Source organism: Agrobacterium sp. 16-2014-1-2a, from assembly GCF_053522705.1.
Genome location: NZ_JBNWBX010000004.1, coordinates 56,273 through 75,228, shown reverse-complemented (window position 1 = coordinate 75,228; position 18,956 = coordinate 56,273). Strand labels below are relative to the sequence as shown.

Below are 18,956 nucleotides of genomic sequence, written 5' to 3'. Positions count from 1 at the left end.
CCTCAGAATGATGACGAAGTCCCGAAGCCCTCGTCCGTCATGCTTGCGCTTGTCCGGAGCAGCTGCAACGTCTTGGTCTAGTTGGACGTGATTGGATCCTTTGGACAATCCCAGGGATGACGCCGGGTGTGGGGGAGCTTTGTCATCACCCTCAGTTGCCTTTGTACGGCTTACTTCTCAGCCGTGGCGGCAAGCTTCTTTTCCTGCTGCTTCTGCAAAAGTCGCTTGCCCTTGCTCAAAATATGCAGATTGGCGGCATCAAGTTTGTTATATCCGGCCTGGATAATATCGAGATCGGCGACGTGACCGATTGCTGCCAGTTCATGCATCACGTCGCCAACAGCGACATCGACGCTCGGCTTCGGCAGGTGCACAACATCTTCCACCGCGGCGCGCATGCCATCCGCCGCGCCGCCCATGACGTGATACAGCGCCAGCGCCTTGCGGAGAAAAGCTTCGCGGCGCTCGATCTTGTTGTTGAGTATACTGTCGCCAACGCGATTCCGCATAAGATCAACGGCTTTATTCTGATATTCGCCCATCAAGACACCAAATGAAATTCAAAATATGCTTCGGGAGACTACGGACAATCCCCTTAGAACTGGTTAAGGCACCGGGATTACGTGCATATTATCGTCATTTTCCGGCCGCGTGGAGCAGGGCATTTTTCATAACGGCGGCATTTGGAAGCAGCATGCTGCAACGGGACCTTTCGTGATGGCTGCAGCGGCTGCGGCAATTGAGAATCGCCAGACTATCCCTATTGTATGATCCAATATCGGGCAGAACCGGATAAGGCGGCGATCCATAACCATCAGGTTATTTATTGCCCCCTTTTTTTCATTTTACTTTGGCCATCGCACTTACCAGTTTGACTGGCTGGATCGGTGGAGGGAGCCACGGATCAATTGGGAGGAAATCATGAAATTACGGATCACCGCCGCAATCGCGGCCATCTGCTTCAGTTCCGTTGCCTATGCCGAGACGATCAAGGTCGGCGTGGTCGGCCCGTTCTCCGGCCCCTTCGCGCTGCAGGGCAAGAACTTCAAGGCCGGCATAGACGCCTGGTTTTCGCTTCACGGCAACAAGGTGGGCAATGACACTGTCGAAGTCGTCTACCGCGATGTGCCGCAGGCCGATCCGGCGCAATCCAAGGCGCTGGCGCAGGAGCTGGTTGTAAAGGAAGGCGTGCAATATCTCGCGGGCTTCTATTTTACGCCCGACGCCATGGCGGTTACGCCGCTTCTGAAACAGGGCAATGTGCCCATGGTCATCATGAATGCGGCCACATCGGCCATCGTTACCAAAAGCCCCTATGTGGTGCGCACCTCGTTCACGACATGGCAGACATCCACGCCCGTCGCCAAGGTGGCTTTTGATGGCGGCGTCAAGAAGGTCATTTCGCTGGTCAGCGATTACGGCCCGGGCGTTGACGCGGAGAACGCCTTCAAGGCAGCCTTCACCGCCGCTGGCGGCGAAGTTGTGGAGAGCATTCGCATGCCGCTTTCCACCAATGATTTCAGCCCCATCATGCAGCGCGTGAAGGATTCCGGCGCACAAGGCGTCTTCGCCTTCCTGCCCTCCGGCCCGACGACGCTCGGCTTCGTGAAGGCCTTCAACGACAACGGCCTGAAATCATCAGGCATCAAGCTTTTCGCGCCGGGCGATCTTACACAGGAATCGGATCTGCCGGCCCTTGGCGAAGCAGCGCTCGGCATGCAGACTACCTTCCACTATGCCGTCTCCCACGATTCAGCCGAAAACAAGACCTTCGTGGAGGCTGCAACCAAGGCCATTGGCAATCAGAAGGAACTGTCCTTCCCCGCGGTCGGCGCGTTTGACGGTATGTATGTCATCACCAAGATGATCGAGGCGACCGGCGGCAAACAGGATGCGGAAAAGGCTGTCGAGGCGGTGAAGGGTCTTTCCTGGACAAGCCCGCGCGGCCCTGTCAGCATCGATCCGCAGAGCCGTCACATCACCCAGAACATCTATCTGCGCGAAGTCTCCAAGGGCGATGACGGCAATTATTACAACAAGGAAGTCCAGACTTTCGAAAAACAGGGCGATCCGGGCCTTGCCGCCGCCAAGTAAGCATTGAGACGGAAATGACCGGCGCCGCCTTTTGCGGGCGGCTCCGGCACGGGTGCAATCGCATCAGGAGGAGCTTTCGAACATGCAGACGGTCTTCAGCATCCTTGTCGATGCGCTTGCCTATGGAATGGTGCTTTTCATCATCTCCATCGGCCTATCCGTGACAATGGGGCTGATGCGTGTGGTCAATCTCGCCCACGGCGCCTTCGCCATGATCGGCGGGTATCTCGCCTCCTATGCCGCCCATGGCCTCGGCCTTGGTTACGCGGCGGCAATCCTCGTTGCGATTGTCGGCACCATCGTGATCGCCATACCGCTTGAACGGTTTCTCTACCGGCGCATCTACGGCGCACCGGAACTGACGCAGGTGCTGATGACCATCGGCATCACCTTCTGCATCATCGGCATCGCCAATTTCGTGTTCGGGCCAACGCTCAAAACCATTCCGCTGCCTCAGGAACTGGCCGGTCCTACCGATCTCGGTTTTCGCACCATCGCCACCCACCGCATCTTCGCCATCGTCGCTGGCCTCGTGGTGGCGGCGGCACTTTGGTTCACGTTCGAAAAGACCGCCTTCGGCATCAAGTTGCGGGCAGCGGTGGACAATGCGGCCATGGCAGCAGCCCTCGGCGTGCGCACCGAAATCATCTATGCCGTCAGCTTCGCCATCGCCGTCGGCCTTGCGGCCATGGGCGGCGTCATCGGTGCAGAATTGCTGCCGGTCGAACCCTATTATGCGCTGCGCTACATGGTCACCTTCCTGGTGGTCGTATCCGTCGGCGGCGCAGGCTCGATCCCCGGCGCGCTGATCGCCTGTCTGCTACTTGGCGCCATCGATACGACCGGGCGGTATCTTGCCCCCGAATATGGCGAATTCTTCTTCTATCTGGCGGTCATCGTGATCATCACGCTGTTTCCGCGCGGCCTTCTTGGAAGGGCGAAATGAGATGGCGGTGCTCATGAACGACCTCACTGAAACGGCAAAACCGCCGAAGGCCCGCTCGCCCATGCGCGCGATTGGCGGTCCGCTGCTCATCATCATCGCCGCCATCGCCGGTTACTTCCTGTTTCCGGATAATCTGGCGCTGTTGACGCGCATCATCGCGATAGCGCTTCTCGTGCTCTCCATCGATCTCGTTACCGGCTATTGCGGCGTGGCGACACTTGGCCATGCGGCCCTGTTCGGTGCCGGCGCCTATGCCGCCGGCATAGCCGCTGCCCACTACGGTATCACCGACCCGCTTCTCATGACCCTCATCGGCGCAGCAGTGGGCGGCATCGCGGGATTGCTGTCCGGCACCATTCTGTTGCGCGCGCACGGCCTGCCGCAACTGGTGCTGTCCATCGCCGTCGTCCATCTTTTCCATGAGGCGGCCAACAAGGCGTCGGACTGGACGGGCGGCAGCGACGGGCTTGCCGGCGTCTCGCCCGATGCGCTGTTCGGCACCTTCGAATTCGATCTTTACGGCCGCACCGCCTATATCTACGGCGTCTGCCTGCTGCTTCTGGTTTTTCTGGCACTTCGCGTCGTCGTCAATTCGCCCTTCGGCATGCTGTGTCGCGGCGTCAAGCAGGACAGCATCCGCATTCAGGCCATGGGCGGTTCGGTCAATGGCACGATTTTGAAGATGTTCGTGATATCAGGCATCGTCGCCGGAATCGGCGGCGCGCTGAACGCCATCTCCACGCAGGTGGTCGGCCTCGACAGCCTCAGTTTCACGCTGTCTGCCGAAGCGCTGGTCATGCTGGTTCTCGGTGGCGCGGGCTCGCTTTATGGCGCGCTGATCGGCACCGTCACCTTCATGTGGTTCGAGGACGTCGTTTCCGCCGCCAATCCGTTCCACTGGCTCACAATCGTCGGCCTGCTTCTGATCGCCGTCGTGCTGTTTGCGCCGCGCGGCCTTTATGGCGCGGGCGAACAGATCATCGCGCGCCTGCGGGGAGATCGCAAATGAGCGCCATTTTCGAAGTTTCCGGCCTGCAGAAAAATTTCGGCGGTCTCGTCGTTACCAACAATGTCTCGCTGTCGCTTTCGCCCGGCGATCGCACCGTGCTGATCGGCCCCAACGGCGCCGGCAAGACCACCTTCGTCAACCTCGTTACCGGAAACATCAAGCCATCCGCCGGAACCGTGCGGATTGCCGGAGAAGACGTGACGGGGCTCAGCGCCAGTCAGCGCGTGAAGCGCGGACTTGTCCGCTCGTTTCAGGTGACGCGGCTGTTCCAGGACATGACGCCGGAGGAACATGTCGCACTCGCCATTCTGCAAAGGGAAGGCAGGACGGGCCGGATTTTCGGCCGTTACCGCGCCATGCCAACGGTGATGAGCGAGGCGCGCGACATTCTCGGAACGCTTGGCCTGCTTGCCATCGCCGAAACCCGCGTTCGTGAAATCGCCTATGGCCAGCAGCGGCTCATCGAGATCGCGCTTGCCATGGCGCTCAGGCCCAAAATCCTGCTGCTTGATGAACCTGCCGCCGGCGTTCCCTCGACGGAAACGGCGCGTATCGAACAGGCGCTCGATCGCCTGCCCGCCGACCTCGCCATATTGATGATCGAACACGACATGGATCTGGTCTTCCGTTTCGCCAGACGTGTGGTCGTGCTCGCCGCAGGCGCCGTCATATTCGATGGTTCGCCTGGCGAAGTCACCAGCAACGCAGAAGTCCGCCAAGCCTATCTCGGAAGTTACGCCAATGCCCGCAGCGCCGCTTGAAATCGCCAACCTGACCGCCGGTTACGGCCCCACCCGTGTCATCGAGGGTCTGTCGCTCTCCGTTCCCGCCGGTTCGCGTTTCGCGGTGCTCGGACGTAACGGCGTTGGCAAGACAAGCCTGTTTGCCACGCTTGCCGGGCAGACGAAACGATTTGCCGGTGATATCCATCTCGGCGGGCAGGACATCACCGCCCTGCCGAGTGCTGCCCGCGCCCTCGCCGGTCTCGGTTACGTGCCGCAGACCCGCGATGTCTTTCCGACACTCACAGTCGAAGAAAACCTCTTCGTCGGCCTCAAGGGCCGGCCGAAATCGGCCATCGAGGAAGCCTACACGCTGTTTCCGCGCCTGAAGGAAAGACGCCGCAATCTCGGCTCACAACTCTCCGGTGGCGAGCAGCAGATGCTTTCCACCGCCCGCACCATCCTCGGCCAGCCGCAGGTGCTGCTTCTCGATGAACCCCTCGAAGGTCTCGCCCCTGTTATCTGCGAGGAACTGATGGCGGCCTTCTCGAAACTCGCGCAATCGGGCGAAATGACCATTCTTCTCATCGAACAGCGCATCCAGATGGCCATCGACTTCGCCGACCACGCCATCATCATGGAACGCGGCCGCATCGTCTGGTCGGGACCGTCCGACGATCTTGCGGCGAACCCGGATATTATCGACACCCATCTTGGGGTTGGTGGCCTGCACTGACCCAAAAGCGTCAATCACCCCCTCTTCGTCGTTCCGGCCTCGAGCCGGAATGACGAAAGTTAACCCGATCACACACCGCAACAAACCCCGATCCCACTTCATTGATCCGTTCGTAAAAAACACAATGGAATAAAAATTCCATTGCAGTTAAAGTGCACACGATTTCAATCTGCACAAAGGAACGACAATGACGGCAATCGATGCGCCAGACTCCGTGAAGGCTTTTGAGGAGCGGTTGCTTCAGGTCGCGGAAGGCCTGCCGAAACGATTACGTCAATGTGCAGATTATGTCGCGTCCAATCAGGATCGCATTGCCGTTTCCACCGTCGCCGAAATGGCAGAAGGTGCCGGTGTGCAGCCGTCTGCATTCATGCGCTTTTGCCAGATCATGGGTTTTTCCGGCTTTTCGGAGATGCAGCGCCTGTTTCGCGATTCCTATGTCGGCGGCTGGCCGGACTATGCGACCCGGCTGGACCACCTGCGCGAAAAGGGCGACGAGAGCGCGTCGGGCCTGTTGGCGGAGTTCGTGGAGGCTGGCCGTTCTTCATTGGAAATGCTGCTGAAATCGGTCGATACACGGCAGCTTGACGAGGCGGTCTCGGCGCTGGCACAGGCGCGCACCGTGCATATCATCGGTTTGCGGCGCTCCTTCCCCATTGCCAGTTACCTCGCTTACGCCTTCGAGAAAATGAAGGTACCTGCGGTTTTGCACAGCGCCGTCGGTGGCCTTGGCAATCTGAGCGCCATCTCCCGCGACGACGCGCTGATTGCGATCACCTTCTCCCCCTATTCGGCTGAAACGCTGGAACTGGCGGAAATGGCCCGCGCCAATGGTATTCCGGTCGTCGCCATGTCCGATTCGGCCGTCAATCCGCTGCGCAAGTCCGGCGCGACGCTGCTCACGGTAACGGAAATCGATTTTGGTGCATTCCGCTCGCTTTCCGCCACGCTCTGTCTCGCCATCACACTCGCTGTCGCTGTGGGAACACGCAAAACAGCCTGAATATTTTTATTGAAAACATAAAAAATAGAATTTATGATCCAAATTCATGAAACGGGCATTCCATAATTGTCCGTCTCGTGAATGCACCCGAAGGTGGTGAGACAGAAAGTGGGCGGAGGAGGCCCACTGGCATCAGGCTCCCTCAATGCGGGGTCCGAAGGAGGAAGCTTTTGAAAAAACTTGACCTTATCACGATCGGGCGCTCGTCGGTCGACCTTTATGGTTCGCAGGTCGGCGGCCGGCTGGAGGACATGGCCTCCTTTGCCAAATATATTGGCGGCTCTCCCACCAATATTGCGGCCGGCGCTGCGCGGCTCGGCCTTGCCAGTGCCGTCATCACGCGCGTTGGTGACGAGCATATGGGCCGCTTCATCCGTGAACAGCTGGTGCGCGAAGGCGTGGACGTACGCGGCGTGAAAACCGACCCGGAGCGGTTGACGGCGCTGGTGCTTCTCGGCATTCGCGACCAGAACCAGTTTCCGCTGATTTTCTATCGCGAGAACTGTGCCGACATGGCGCTCAGCGAAGACGACATCGATCCCGCCTTTATTGCCGAAGCAGGCTGTGTCTGCGCCACCGGCACGCATCTGTCGCATCCGAAGACGGAAGCGGCCGTACTGAAGGCGCTGAAACTTGCCCGCGAAAACGGTGCGAAAACAGCGCTCGACATCGACTATCGACCCAATCTCTGGGGTGTTGCCGGCCATGGCGATGGCGAAAGCCGCTTCGTGGAATCGCAGAAGGTCACCGCCAAGCTGCAATCCACCCTGCATCTCTTCGATCTGATTGTAGGCACGGAAGAAGAATTCCACATTGCCGGCGGCTCGACCGATACGCTGGCCGCACTGAACGCCGTACGCAAGGTGTCGAACGCGACGCTGGTGTGCAAGCGTGGCCCGATGGGTGCTTCGGTTTTCGCCAGCGAAATTCCGGCAAGCCTGGACGATGGCGAGACGGGCGAAGGTTTCCCGATCGAGGTCTTCAATGTTCTCGGCGCGGGCGATGGTTTCATGGCCGGGCTTTTCCGTGGCTGGCTGCGCGGCGAGGACTGGCCGACGACACTGAAATACGCCAATGCCTGTGGCGCCTTTGCCGTTTCCCGCCACGGCTGCACTCCCGCCTATCCGAGTTGGGAAGAGCTGCAATATTTCTTCAAGGCCGGCATCCGCAACAAGGCGCTGCGCAAGGACGAGGCGCTGGAACAGGTGCATTGGTCAACCAATCGCAAGGGCGAATGGGACACCATGCGCGTCTTCGCCTTCGACCATCGCATGCAACTGGAAGCGATCGCCGACGAACTCGGCATTAAACATGAGCGCATCGGCGCCTTCAAGAAGCTCTGCCTCGAGGCCGCGCAAACGGTCGCCGGTGGCAAGGCGGGTTACGGCATTCTCTGCGATGGCCGCCTCGGACGCGATGCGCTTTTCGCAGCCAGCGGCTCCGGTCTGTGGATCGGCCGGCCGGTGGAATGGCCGGGTTCGCGCCCGCTGACGCTGGAACCGGAACTCGGCAAGGATTTCGGCGGGCTTTCCGAATGGCCGCTGGAAAATGTCGTCAAGGTTCTGTGCTTCTATCACCCGGATGATACCGACGAAATGCGCGCCGCGCAGGAGGAGACGGTGATGCGTCTGTTCCAGGCGACACGCCGCAACCGTTTGGAAATGCTGCTCGAGGTCATTCCCTCCAAGGTCGGCCCGACCGACGATCTGACCGCCGCGCGCATCATCGAACGCTTCTACGAGATCGGCGTTTATCCCGACTGGTGGAAACTGGAGCCGATGAAAACCAGAGCCGCCTGGAAAAATGCCTGCGACGCCGTGCATCGCAACGATCCTTACGTGCGCGGCATCGTCGTTCTTGGTCTCGACGCACCGCAAAGCGAGCTGGAGGAGAGCTTCCGTCTTGCCGCCGGTTTCGATCTGGTCAAAGGTTTCGCGGTTGGCCGCACGATTTTCGCCGACGCCGCGCGGGGTTGGCTCGGTGGCAAGATCACCGATGAGGAAGCGGTGAAGGACATGGCGCAGCGCTATACCAGCCTGTGCCGCATATGGGATGAGGCGCGCGCCAAAAAGGGAGAGGCAGCGTGAAGACAATCAGATTGACGGCTGCGCAGGCTATGGTTCGTTACCTCGCCGCGCAGATGAATGAGCATGGCGAGACCTATATTGCCGGTGTTTGGGCCATCTTCGGCCATGGCAATGTCGCCGGCATCGGCGAGGCGCTTTATGGCATTCGCGAGGAACTGCCGACCTATCGCGGCCAGAACGAGCAATCCATGGCGCATGCGGCGATTGCCTATTCCAAGCAGCTGCGTCGCCGGCGGGCAATGGCGGTCACCTCCTCCATCGGCCCCGGTGCTGCCAACATGGTAACGGCGGCAGCGCTCGCCCATGTCAACCGCCTGCCGGTTCTTCTCATCCCCGGCGATGTCTTCGCCAATCGCGGTCCCGACCCCGTGCTCCAGCAGCTGGAGGATTTCGGCGACGGCACGATGACGGTGAATGACTGCTTCCGCCCGGTTAGCCGTTATTTCGATCGCATCATGCGCCCGGAACAATTGCTGACCGCCCTTCCCCGCGCCATGCGCACCATGACGGACCCGGCCGATTGCGGCCCGGTAACGCTGGCCTTCTGCCAGGACGTGCAGGCGGAAGCTTACGATTATCCCGTCAGCTTCTTTGAAAAGCGCGTCTGGCGGCAACGCCGCCCGGAACCGGATGTGGTGGAATTCGAAGAGGCCGTCGCCGCGCTGAAGGCTGCGAAGAACCCCGTCATCGTTGCCGGCGGCGGTGTGCATTTTTCCGGCGCCACCGAAACGCTGAAGCGTTTTGCGGAAACCCATTCCATCCCGGTCGTCGAAACCCAGGCCGGCAAATCGGCACTGGCGTGGGATCACGATCTCAACTTCGGCCCGGTCGGCGTCACGGGTGCCGAAAGCGCCAATATCATAAGCGAGAAAGCCGATCTGGTGTTCGGCGTCGGCACCCGCTTTCAGGACTTTACCACCGGTTCCTGGGCGCTGTTCAAGAACCCGGACCGCAAGATCCTCGCCCTCAACGTGCAGCCCTATGACAGCGCCAAACACGATGCGATCAGCCTGACGGCGGATGCGAAGATCGGTCTCGAAAAACTGTCGGCCGCCCTTGGCAGCCACCGCTTCACGGCACCGGATGCCAAGCTCAAGGCGGCATGGTTCGAGAAGGCCGATGCCGATACGGCAGCACCGGGTGAGGACAATGCCAACAGCCTGCCCACCGACATGCAGGTGATCGGCGCCGTACAGCGCCAGTCACGCGACAATACCGTCGTCATGTGCGCGGCGGGCACCATGCCGGGTGAGCTGCACCAGTTGTGGAAATCCAAGCTGCCGCTTTCCTATCACATGGAATACGGCTTCTCCTGCATGGGCTATGAGGTTGCCGGCGGCCTCGGCATCAAGATGGCGGAACCGGACCGGGACGTGATCGTCATGGTCGGCGACGGCTCCTATATGATGATGAATTCCGAGCTTGCGACATCGGTTGCCATGGGCGTCAAGATCACGCTCGTCATCACCGACAACAGGGGTTACGGCTGCATCAACCGGCTGCAAATGGAAACCGGCGGCGCGGAGTTCAACAACCTCTACGCCCACACCAACGTCAACCCCATCGCCATCGACTTCGTCGCCCATGCCGGCTCTATGGGCGCGGATGCGCGCAAGGTTTCCACCATTGCCGAGTTGGAAGCGGCGCTCGCGGCCGCTCGCGAATCCAGCCGCACGACTGTCATCGTCATCGATACCGACCCCTATCCGACCCCGCAGGCCGGTGGCCACTGGTGGGATGTGGCGGTACCCGAAGTTTCCGACCGCGCCGAAATCGGACCGGCGCGCGCGCGCTACGAAAACCATATCAAGGAAAGACAGTAAGATGATCCGTTACGGAACCAACCCGATTGCCTGGTCCAACGACGACGACCGCACGCTGGGCGCCCATATCAGCCTTGAACAATGCCTCGATGAAACCGCCAAGATCGGCTTCGACGGCATCGAGAAGGGCCACAAGTTCCCGACTGACCCGGAAGGCCTGAAGGGTGTGCTTGCGCCGCGCGGCCTTTCCTTCGTCTCCGGCTGGCATTCGCTGAACCTTCTGACCGACAGCATCGAATCCGAAAAGAAGGCCATGCAGCCGGCGCTCGATCTGCTGAAAGCCATGGGCTCGAAAGTCATCATCGTCTGCGAGACCTCGAACGCCATTCACGGTGCCGACGACACGGCGCTGGTCGACCGTCCGCGCCTTGCGGCTGAAGATTGGGCGAAGTTCGGCGCGGGTGTGGAGGCGCTGGCGGCCTATGCTGCCGAACAGGGCATCACCCTCGTCTACCATCACCACATGGGAACCGTGGTCGAGAGCGAAGACGAGATCGACCTTCTGATGAAGCATACCGGGCCGAAGACCCATCTGCTGCTCGATACCGGCCATTGCCTGTTCGGCGGCGGAGATCCCGTGCGCGTCGCGCAGAAATACATGCACCGTGTCGGCCATATCCACGCCAAGAACGTGCGGCCGGTGATTGCCGATCAGGTTCGGAACGAGCGGCTTTCCTTCCTCGAAGGCGTTCGCCGCGGTGTGTTCACCGTGCCGGGTGACAGCGAGGGCGGCGTGAACTTCCCGCCGGTTCTGAAAATTGCCGCCGAGCACAATTACAGCGGCTGGCTGGTCATCGAGGCCGAACAGGACCCGGATGTGCGCAACCCCTTCGAATATCAGAGCCTCGGCCTGAAATCGCTGAAGGCTTTTGCGCGTGAGGCCGGACTGGACAAGGCTCAGGCGGCTTGAGGCCCTTTACTCCCTCATTCCTGTGCCTTTCACGGGAATCCAGCCGATGCGGCTCTAGCGCGGCGAAAAGACTCCTCTCAGCCCAAGGACTTGGGCTGGCTGGATCCCTGTGACAAGCACAGGGATGAGGGAAACGCGGGAATAGCCGCCCGATAAATTGAACGACTGACCAAAAAGGAACACCACCATGACCTCACTTCTGCGCAAGCCGGTCGCGACAAGCGGCAAGGTGCACGACATCACGCCCCAAAGCGCGGATTGGGGTTATGTCGGTTTCGGCATTTATCGTCTGAAGCCCGGTGAAACCGCAGCCGAGAAGACTGGCGATACGGAAGTCATTCTGGTGCTTGTCGAAGGCAAGGCGAAGATTTCCGCCGGGGGCAAGGAGTTCGGTGAACTCGGCGACCGCATGAACGTGTTCGAGCGCAAGCCGCCGCACTGCGTTTATGTCCCCGCCGGCTCCGAATGGTCGCTGACGGCCACGACGGATTGCACCGTCGGTGTCTGCACCGCACCGGGTGAAAAAGGTAGCCGCGAAGCGCAACAGATCGGTCCCGATGGCGTGCAACTGACCGAGCGCGGCAAAGGCGCCAATACGCGTTACATTTTCCCCATCGCCATGGAAGAGCGCGATGTCGCCGATAGTCTCCTGGTGACGGAAGTGTTCACTCCGTCGGGCAACTGGTCGTCCTATCCGCCGCACCGGCATGACGAAGACAATTACCCCGATATGACCTATCTGGAAGAGACCTATTATCACCGTCTCAACCCGGCACAGGGTTTCGGTTTCCAACGCGTTTTCACCGAGGATGGGTCGCTGGACGAGACCATGGCTGTAGCGGACGGCGATGTCGTGCTGGTTCCCAAGGGACACCACCCCTGCGGCGCGCCTTATGGCTACGAGATGTATTATCTGAACGTGATGGCCGGGCCGATGCGCAAATGGCGCTTCAAGAACCACCCCGATCACGACTGGATTTTCAAGCGCGACAATCCCTGAGGCATGCCAGCGTCCACGGCACCCTCCTCATCCCTGTGCCTGTCACAGGAATGAGGAGCGAGGAAGGTCCGCGTCGCGATTGCCGTAAAGAAAAAAGCAATCGAACGTATTGATTTCATCGTAATGATTTAGGGGAGAAGAGACCATGGCCGCTCTTGGCGTTGGCCTTATTGGCACGGGTTACATGGGCAAGTGCCACGCTTTGGCGTGGAACAACGTCACCAGCGTTTTCGGCGATGTGGAGCGTCCACGACTGGTCACACTGGCAGAGGTCAATCCCGAGCTTGCGGCGAAGAAAGCCGCCGAGTTCGGTTTCGCCCGCTCGACCGGCGACTGGCGCGATCTGCTTGCCGATCCTGAAATCGATGTGATCTCGGTCACCACACCCAATGCCTTTCACCCCGAAATGGCGATTGCCGCCCTTGATGCCGGCAAACACGTCTGGTGCGAAAAGCCGATGGCGCCTGCCTTCACGGATGCCGTGAAGATGCGCGATGCGGCCCGCCGTTCGGGCAAGGCGGCGGCCATGGGCTACAACTACATCCAGAACCCTGTCATCCGCCATATGCGCCGCCTTATCGACGAAGGCGCGATCGGCAATGTCTACCATGTCCGTGCGGAAATGGATGAGGACTTCATGGCGGATGCCACCCAGCCCTTCTACTGGAAGAGCGAAGCCTCCTCCGGCTATGGCGCGCTGGATGATTTCGCTGTTCATCCGCTGTCACTTCTGTTTTCCCTTTTCGGCCATGCCGAAAGCGCGATCACCGATATGGTGAAGCCTTACGAGTCGCGGCCGCTAAGTGGCGGCGGCGAGCGCGCTGTGGAAACGCATGATCTTGCCAGCGTGCTTCTGAAGCTCGAAGGCGGCATTTCGGCGGTGCTGATCGCCAACCGCTCGGCCTGGGGCCGCAAGGGCCGTATCGCCATCCAGATTTACGGCTCCACCGGCTCGATCCTTTTCGACCAGGAGCGGATGAACGAATTCCAGCTCTACACCACGGACGGGCGCCCGGAGGAGCAGGGTTTCAGAACCATTCTCGCCGCCCCTCACCACAAACCGTATGACCGCTTCATCCCCGCCCCCGGCCACGGGCTTGGCTTCAACGATCTGAAGGTGATCGAGTGCCGGGAACTGATCGCGGCCATCGAGGGCAAGAAGGCGCATATCATCGACTTCGAGGAAGGCCTGAAGATCGAGCGCAGCATTCATGCCATGGCCCGGTCCTTCGCCGAGGGACGATGGGTCGCGACGAGTGAGATTGCGGAATAGGCAGAGGCGGGGTTAGCGCGGAACTTTGCCTCTTTCGTCATGCTCGGGCCTGTCCCGAGCATCTGCAACCGATTGATTTAAAGCTACGTGGTTGAATCCTCGGGACAAGCCCGAGGATGACGGCGGAGAGGTGTTATCCCTTAACCGGCGTTTCCGGCACCGGCGTCAGCACCTTGCCATCCCTAAACCAGCCGAGAATATTGTCGGCCACCAGATCGGCCATCGCGTTGCGCGTCGGGATGGACGCAGAGGCGACGTGCGGCAGAAGGGAAACGTTCGGCAGTGACAGGAACGCTTCCGGCACCTTCGGTTCTGCGTAGAACACATCGAGACCGGCAGCACCCACCGCACCGCTCTTGAGGGCCTGCAAAAGCGCATCCTCATCGACGCTGGAGCCGCGTCCGACATTGATGAACACGCCCTGCGGACCAAGTGCCGAGAGGATTTCCGCGTTGATCGCCTTGTGCGTTTCAGGGGTGCCGGGCACGATGCAGATCAGCGTGTCGACAGCCTGCGCCATCTCCTTTAGCAAACCGTAATAGGTATAGGGCAGGCCATCGCGCTTGCTGCGGGTATGATAGCCGATCTCCACCTTGAATGGCTCCAGCCGCTTGGCGATTTCCTGGCCAATGCGGCCCATGCCGAACAGGCCGACCTTGCGGCCGCGCAGGGAAAACGGCGAAAGCGCGAAGGGCCCTTCGCCAACCCATTTACCCTCACGCAGCCAGGTTTCGGCCTGATAGAGACGACGAACCGTGTTGATTAGCAGCGCAATCGTCGTGTCCGCAACCTCGTCGTTCAGCACATCGGGCGTATTGGTCACCACGATACCGCGCGTGGCGGCATGTTTGGCATCAACGCCATCATAACCGACGCCGAAATTGGCGATGATCTCGAGTTTCGGCAGCGCATCGATCCATTTGGCGTTGACGACGCCTGAAACGGCGATGGCATTAATGCGCTCAGCCGCACCATCAGGCAGAACCGGCTCAGCACCGGCGGGCACTGTCACGATCTCGACCTTGCCTTCGAGGCGTTCGAGCACGCGCGGGTTGATCTTGCCGGGAACGAGAACGACGGCTTGTCTGTCAGACATGGGTGGATATTCCTCCTGATTGCATTCCGATATCGTCAGAGCGGATTCATCGGCGAACCACTCGCCATCCCGCTCTTCTGGGCCGCGATCTTTTCAAACAACGGCGGCCGTGAAAAGGGCAATAAGGGGAAGCTATGGGGGCAGACGGAAGTTTCATGCCGTTTTTTTACGCGCCCGCCTCCGTCATGCCGCACTTGAGGCGCGCGTCGGCGGGGCGCAAAGAGTCTTTCCAGCTCAAGGGCTTGAGCTGGCTGGCTTTAGGCTGAAGGCCGGAATGACGAAAGAGAGGGAAACGCTGCTCAAACCCTCGGACGCACCGGCCCTGTCGACTGGCGGATGCGCATTTCCGGCTTGATGAGGTGCACGCCATCCGGCTCGTGGCTGCCCGCCAGCCTGTCCAGAAGCGCGCGCGCCGCAAGGCGCCCCACCTCGGCCTGTCCATTGGACACCGTGGTCAGCGCCGGCGTGGCGATGGCCGCCTCCTCCAGATCGTCGTAACCCGTCACGGAAATATCCACGCCCGCCACCAGTCCGGCGCGCGAAATGCCGTTCATCAGGCCGATGGCGACCAGATCGTTCCAGCAGACGGCAGCGGTGGGCTTCTGCGGCAGCGACAGGAAATGCACTGCGGCCTCGAAACCGCCCTGCTTGGAGCGTGGGCCGGGAATACGCAGGTTCGGATCGACCTCGATTCCCGCCTTGCGCAGCGCGTTGACATAACCCTGATAACGATCGCGGCCGGTCGAGGTCTGGTCGGTACCACCAACCATGGCGATGGTGCGATGGCCAAGACTGATCAGATGATTGGTCGCAAGCGAAATGCCATAGCTGTCATCGCCGCGATAGGTCGGCATGTCGACGCCCTCGAGCGAGCGGGCCACCAGAATGGCGGGCATGCCGTTTTCCTCAGCCAGCGTCATGTCCTCGATCGGCGTGCCGATGGCGGGCGACATGATGATACCATCAGAACCAAGTTGCAGCAGCGTTTCGATGAAGGTGCGCTGTTTTTCAACCGAATCATAATGGTTGGACAGAATGAAGGTCTGGCGGCTGCGATCCAGCTCGGTTTCGATGGCCTTGAGAATTTCCCCATAAAACGGGTTCATCACATCGTGGAACACCACGCCGATAATGCCGGAGCGCGAAGTGCGCAGGCTGGCGGCCCGGCGGTTGTAGATGTAACCGAGCGCCCGGGCCTGTTCCTTGATCTTGTCGCGAGTGTCAGAGGCGACCAGCGGACTGTCGCGCAATGCAAGGGAGATGGTGGCAGTCGATAGACCGAGGCTTTCGGCGATCGTCGACAGTTTGATCTTTTGTGCCACGGCATTTCTCCCCAAACCCATGTCATTGACAGACGTTTCTGTTTAAATCGCAATTAAACAATTTAAACAAAATCCGCAACCGGTTTAAGGAATATCAACAAAAAGACAGTGGTTTTTTAAAAACTCAACAAATTATTGAAGGTTGGTATCGATCACCTTGAGAAGTTTAACCACCGTCCTGATGTCCTTGGCCGAAAGCCCCTCAATCGCCCGCGCACCGCAATTTGCGATGGATACGTTGATATGTTCGACGCTTTTCAGGCCCGTCTCCGTCAGTTTCACCAGTGTTACGCGGCCATCCTCGTCATCGCCACTGCGCTCCACGAAGCCCTGGGCTTCCATGCGGCCGATGGTTCGCGTCATGGTCGGCGCCTTGACACCAAGTTTCTGGGCGATCTGCCCAGGCGTGAGGCTGCCTTCCTGCGCCAACGCCAGAATAACGCCGTCCTGCCCGGCATAAAGGCCGCTTTCGGCAAGGCTGTGGCTCAGCGCCGTGCGCATGGAACGGGCGGCCTGGGTGATGGATTGCGCCAGTTCCTCAGGGTTGAAATTCTCATCCCTCTTTTTGGCGTCCTTTACTTTCTTGGTGCCCTTGTCCTTTTTGGCGCCCTTGTCCTTATGCCCAGTTTTGTCCTTGCTCATATGCGAGTGCCTTTTACCCTGTGGCGGAACCGATATATGTTGCTGGAAATCCTTACCGAATGCACGCGCGGACTGCCAGATGCCAAACTCATACACGCATTATCACGACGAAAACGTAACAGACCCTCATCTTCGCGCAACAGGTGCAATTTCAGTGCTGCCGCTCGGTGCGCACGAACAGCACGGGCCGCACCTGCCCTTCGAGACAGACACGCTGATTGCGGCGGGCATTGTCTCCCGTTTGGCTGCTGTTTTGCCCGCCAGTCTGCCGGTCTCCTTCCTGCCGGTGGAGCCCGTTGGATATTCCATCGAGCACATGAATGTGCCGGGCACGAAGTCGTTGCGTTACGATGAGGCCGTTGAGCGCTGGCTCGGCATTGCTAAGGCCGAATATGAAAAAGGCGTGCGCAAATTCGTGATGTTGAACGCCCATGGCGGCAATTCGCCATTGATGACCATCGTCGCCACCGAGGCGCGCGCCCGCTTCGGTATGCTGGCGGTCGCCACCAGCTGGACTCGTTTCGGCGTGCCGGTGGATATCGTGAAGCCTGAAGACAAGGCGATCGATATCCATGGTGGCGATATCGAGACGTCGGTCATGCTGGCGCTTTGCCCGGAGCGGGTGGCGATGGAAAAAGCCGCCAACTTCCCCTCCCGCCAGAGCGATTTCGCCAGCCGTTTCAGGCATCTGCGTGCCTATGGTCCACACGCTTTCGGTTGGCTTATGGGCGACCTGAACCCGGATGGCGTTGCCGGAAACGCCGCCGCCGCCTCAGCCGAGAAAGGCGAAAGGATCATTTCCCATGCCGTTTCGGGCCTTGTCGAACTGCTTGAAGACGTCCACGCTTTTGACATAACGTTATTTCATAACAAAATTTGAAAAACTGCGCCGAAACCAGCCAGAATCCCTTTGAACTGCCCGAACGTCGCGCCTATATGGACGTCGACACTTATTCCTTGAGGCCTCAACCGGCCTTTCTCCACGCGAGGTTTCCATGACCGAAACAGCACCAGCCAAGCCCATTCCAGTCACCGTCCTGACGGGATATCTAGGCGCCGGCAAGACGACGCTTCTCAACCGTATCCTGTCCGAGAACCACGGTAAGAAATACGCTGTCATCGTCAACGAATTCGGCGAGATCGGCATCGACAACGATCTGATCGTCGAATCCGACGAAGAAATCTACGAAATGAACAATGGCTGCGTCTGCTGCACGGTTCGCGGCGACCTCATCCGCGTGGTCGAAGGCCTGATGCGCCGGCCCGGCCGATTCGACGGCATCATTGTCGAGACCACTGGCCTTGCCGATCCCGTTCCGGTCGCCCAGACCTTCTTCATGGATGACGACGTGCGCGCCAAGACCGAGCTTGACGCGGTGGTCGCACTTGTCGATGCCAAGCACCTGCCGCTGCGCCTGAAGGACAGCCGCGAAGCCGAAGACCAGATCGCTTTTGCCGATGTCGTTATCGTCAACAAGACCGATCTCGTTTCGCCGGAAGAAGTCGCCCGCATCGAGGATATCGTGCGCGCCATCAATCCCTCTGCGCGCATCTACAAGACCACCCGTTCCGGCGTCGATCTCGCCCGCGTTCTCGACCAGGGCGCCTTCAATCTGGAACGTGCGCTCGAAAACGATCCGCATTTCCTCGAGCACGGCCACGAGGATCACGCATGCGGTCCTGATTGCGACCACCACCACCATGATCATGACCACGGCCACGATCACCACCACCATGGCGCCGCCTCCCCGATTCATGACGTAACGGTGCAGTCGGTGTCGCTGCGCGGCGGCGAAATGAACCCTGAGCGCTTCTTCCCGTGGATCCAGAAGGTCACCCAGACGGACGGCCCGAACATCCTGCGCCTCAAGGGCATCATCGCATTCAAGGGCGATGCGGAACGTTACGTGGTGCAGGGCGTGCACATGATCATCGAGGGCGATCACCAGCGCCCGTGGAAGGAAGGCGAAAAGCGCGAAAGCCGCCTTGTCTTCATCGGCCGCGAACTCGACCGCGAAAAGCTGGAAAAGAGCTTCAACGCCTGCCTTGCCACGGCTTGACATCCTTGACGGGGCACCGTGTCACCCTTGGTGTTTTCGGTGCCCTTCCTCACTTTCGACGTCATCCTCGGGCTTGACCCGAGGAGCCATTGCGGCCAGCATATGGATGGTCGAGTGATCCCCGGGTATGACCCGAGGACCGACCTTGACGCCACGGGTTGAAACCGCACCAACGGGTCTTCCCGACCTGGTCTGCGACCGAAATCCATCAATGACAAACACATAGACGAAAG

17 protein-coding genes are annotated in these 18,956 nt (G+C 59.8%); 13 read left to right on the top strand and 4 right to left on the bottom strand.

Going from position 1 to position 18,956, the window contains the following annotated elements; translation table 11 throughout:
• Window positions 1-170: 170 nt before the first annotated feature.
• Window positions 171-542, bottom strand: coding sequence for a hypothetical protein (locus tag ACQZ45_RS14550; RefSeq protein ID WP_013762356.1), 372 nt, complete (start codon window positions 540-542; stop codon window positions 171-173).
• Between the two features lie 379 nt (window positions 543-921).
• Between ACQZ45_RS14550 and ACQZ45_RS14545 the strand changes: the two genes are divergently transcribed.
• The 11 genes from ACQZ45_RS14545 to ACQZ45_RS14495 all read left to right on the top strand — a co-directional run bounded on the left by ACQZ45_RS14545 (window position 922) and on the right by ACQZ45_RS14495 (window position 13,603).
• Window positions 922-2,094 carry an ABC transporter substrate-binding protein gene (locus ACQZ45_RS14545; protein WP_448742310.1) on the top strand — a complete coding sequence of 391 codons (1,173 nt, stop codon included), beginning with the start codon at window positions 922-924 and terminating at the stop codon, window positions 2,092-2,094.
• A gap of 82 nt (window positions 2,095-2,176) precedes the next feature.
• Window positions 2,177-3,040 (top strand): branched-chain amino acid ABC transporter permease, encoded by an 864-nt coding sequence (locus tag ACQZ45_RS14540; protein WP_013762353.1) that lies wholly within the window; start codon window positions 2,177-2,179, stop codon window positions 3,038-3,040.
• A 1-nt stretch (window position 3,041) separates the two neighbouring features.
• Window positions 3,042-4,049, top strand: coding sequence for a branched-chain amino acid ABC transporter permease (locus ACQZ45_RS14535; protein ID WP_004430989.1), 1,008 nt, complete (start codon window positions 3,042-3,044; stop codon window positions 4,047-4,049).
• Entirely contained in the window at window positions 4,046-4,810 is a 765-nt protein-coding gene (locus ACQZ45_RS14530; RefSeq protein ID WP_013762351.1) for an ABC transporter ATP-binding protein, read from the top strand. The genes ACQZ45_RS14535 and ACQZ45_RS14530 overlap by 4 nt, the downstream gene beginning before the upstream one ends.
• Window positions 4,791-5,507: an ABC transporter ATP-binding protein gene (locus tag ACQZ45_RS14525; protein ID WP_038495053.1), complete on the top strand. Its 717-nt coding sequence runs from the start codon at window positions 4,791-4,793 to the stop codon at window positions 5,505-5,507. The genes ACQZ45_RS14530 and ACQZ45_RS14525 overlap by 20 nt, the downstream gene beginning before the upstream one ends.
• A gap of 187 nt (window positions 5,508-5,694) precedes the next feature.
• Entirely contained in the window at window positions 5,695-6,510 is an 816-nt protein-coding gene (locus ACQZ45_RS14520; RefSeq protein WP_004430982.1) for a MurR/RpiR family transcriptional regulator, read from the top strand.
• A 170-nt stretch (window positions 6,511-6,680) separates the two neighbouring features.
• Complete coding sequence (locus tag ACQZ45_RS14515; RefSeq protein ID WP_448742309.1) at window positions 6,681-8,597, top strand: bifunctional 5-dehydro-2-deoxygluconokinase/5-dehydro-2-deoxyphosphogluconate aldolase; 1,917 nt, start codon at window positions 6,681-6,683, stop codon at window positions 8,595-8,597.
• A complete protein-coding gene (gene iolD, locus ACQZ45_RS14510) occupies window positions 8,594-10,420 on the top strand; it encodes a 3D-(3,5/4)-trihydroxycyclohexane-1,2-dione acylhydrolase (decyclizing) (RefSeq protein ID WP_111799916.1) in 1,827 nt (608 codons plus the stop codon). Before ACQZ45_RS14515 ends, iolD begins: the two co-directional genes overlap by 4 nt.
• A 1-nt stretch (window position 10,421) precedes the next feature.
• On the top strand, window positions 10,422-11,330 hold the full coding sequence (iolE, locus tag ACQZ45_RS14505) for a myo-inosose-2 dehydratase (RefSeq protein WP_065663301.1): 909 nt from the start codon (window positions 10,422-10,424) through the stop codon (window positions 11,328-11,330).
• A gap of 187 nt (window positions 11,331-11,517) precedes the next feature.
• Complete coding sequence (iolB, locus tag ACQZ45_RS14500; protein ID WP_448742308.1) at window positions 11,518-12,330, top strand: 5-deoxy-glucuronate isomerase; 813 nt, start codon at window positions 11,518-11,520, stop codon at window positions 12,328-12,330.
• Between the two features lie 145 nt (window positions 12,331-12,475).
• Window positions 12,476-13,603, top strand: a complete 1,128-nt coding sequence (locus ACQZ45_RS14495; RefSeq protein WP_076844751.1) for a Gfo/Idh/MocA family protein — start codon at window positions 12,476-12,478, stop codon at window positions 13,601-13,603.
• A 133-nt stretch (window positions 13,604-13,736) separates the two neighbouring features.
• Here ACQZ45_RS14495 and ACQZ45_RS14490 read toward each other — a convergent pair whose 3' ends face one another.
• The 3 genes from ACQZ45_RS14490 to ACQZ45_RS14480 all read right to left on the bottom strand — a co-directional run bounded on the left by ACQZ45_RS14490 (window position 13,737) and on the right by ACQZ45_RS14480 (window position 16,663).
• The gene (locus tag ACQZ45_RS14490) at window positions 13,737-14,699 is read right to left on the bottom strand and encodes a 2-hydroxyacid dehydrogenase (protein WP_076844753.1); all 963 of its coding nucleotides are present in this window, start codon (window positions 14,697-14,699) and stop codon (window positions 13,737-13,739) included.
• Window positions 14,700-14,998: 299 nt separating this feature from the next.
• On the bottom strand, window positions 14,999-16,021 hold the full coding sequence (locus ACQZ45_RS14485; RefSeq protein ID WP_004430963.1) for a LacI family DNA-binding transcriptional regulator: 1,023 nt from the start codon (window positions 16,019-16,021) through the stop codon (window positions 14,999-15,001).
• Window positions 16,022-16,153: 132 nt separating this feature from the next.
• A complete protein-coding gene (locus ACQZ45_RS14480; protein ID WP_004430960.1) occupies window positions 16,154-16,663 on the bottom strand; it encodes a MarR family winged helix-turn-helix transcriptional regulator in 510 nt (169 codons plus the stop codon).
• A gap of 79 nt (window positions 16,664-16,742) precedes the next feature.
• On the opposite strand from ACQZ45_RS14480, the gene ACQZ45_RS14475 reads away from it, so the two are divergent.
• Both ACQZ45_RS14475 and ACQZ45_RS14470 read left to right on the top strand, forming a co-directional pair.
• A complete protein-coding gene (locus tag ACQZ45_RS14475; RefSeq protein WP_060642662.1) occupies window positions 16,743-17,543 on the top strand; it encodes a creatininase family protein in 801 nt (266 codons plus the stop codon).
• Between the two features lie 115 nt (window positions 17,544-17,658).
• Window positions 17,659-18,723, top strand: coding sequence for a CobW family GTP-binding protein (locus tag ACQZ45_RS14470; protein ID WP_448742307.1), 1,065 nt, complete (start codon window positions 17,659-17,661; stop codon window positions 18,721-18,723).
• Window positions 18,724-18,956 lie beyond the last annotated feature (233 nt).

Excerpts from the sequence above, each read along its gene's own strand:
- ACQZ45_RS14495 (WP_076844751.1), top strand. The coding sequence starts at position 12,476 with ATGGCCGCTCTTGGCGTTGGCCTTATTGGCACGGGTTACATGGGCAAG.
- ACQZ45_RS14530 (WP_013762351.1), top strand. The coding sequence starts at position 4,046 with ATGAGCGCCATTTTCGAAGTTTCCGGCCTGCAGAAAAATTTCGGCGGT.
- ACQZ45_RS14540 (WP_013762353.1), top strand. The coding sequence starts at position 2,177 with ATGCAGACGGTCTTCAGCATCCTTGTCGATGCGCTTGCCTATGGAATG.
- iolE (WP_065663301.1), top strand. The coding sequence starts at position 10,422 with ATGATCCGTTACGGAACCAACCCGATTGCCTGGTCCAACGACGACGAC.
- ACQZ45_RS14470 (WP_448742307.1), top strand. The coding sequence starts at position 17,659 with ATGACCGAAACAGCACCAGCCAAGCCCATTCCAGTCACCGTCCTGACG.
- ACQZ45_RS14535 (WP_004430989.1), top strand. The coding sequence starts at position 3,042 with ATGGCGGTGCTCATGAACGACCTCACTGAAACGGCAAAACCGCCGAAG.
- ACQZ45_RS14490 (WP_076844753.1), bottom strand. The coding sequence starts at position 14,699 with ATGTCTGACAGACAAGCCGTCGTTCTCGTTCCCGGCAAGATCAACCCG.
- ACQZ45_RS14525 (WP_038495053.1), top strand. The coding sequence starts at position 4,791 with ATGCCCGCAGCGCCGCTTGAAATCGCCAACCTGACCGCCGGTTACGGC.
- ACQZ45_RS14550 (WP_013762356.1), bottom strand. The coding sequence starts at position 542 with ATGGGCGAATATCAGAATAAAGCCGTTGATCTTATGCGGAATCGCGTT.
- iolB (WP_448742308.1), top strand. The coding sequence starts at position 11,518 with ATGACCTCACTTCTGCGCAAGCCGGTCGCGACAAGCGGCAAGGTGCAC.
- ACQZ45_RS14545 (WP_448742310.1), top strand. The coding sequence starts at position 922 with ATGAAATTACGGATCACCGCCGCAATCGCGGCCATCTGCTTCAGTTCC.
- ACQZ45_RS14480 (WP_004430960.1), bottom strand. The coding sequence starts at position 16,663 with ATGAGCAAGGACAAAACTGGGCATAAGGACAAGGGCGCCAAAAAGGAC.
- ACQZ45_RS14475 (WP_060642662.1), top strand. The coding sequence starts at position 16,743 with ATGCCAAACTCATACACGCATTATCACGACGAAAACGTAACAGACCCT.
- ACQZ45_RS14520 (WP_004430982.1), top strand. The coding sequence starts at position 5,695 with ATGACGGCAATCGATGCGCCAGACTCCGTGAAGGCTTTTGAGGAGCGG.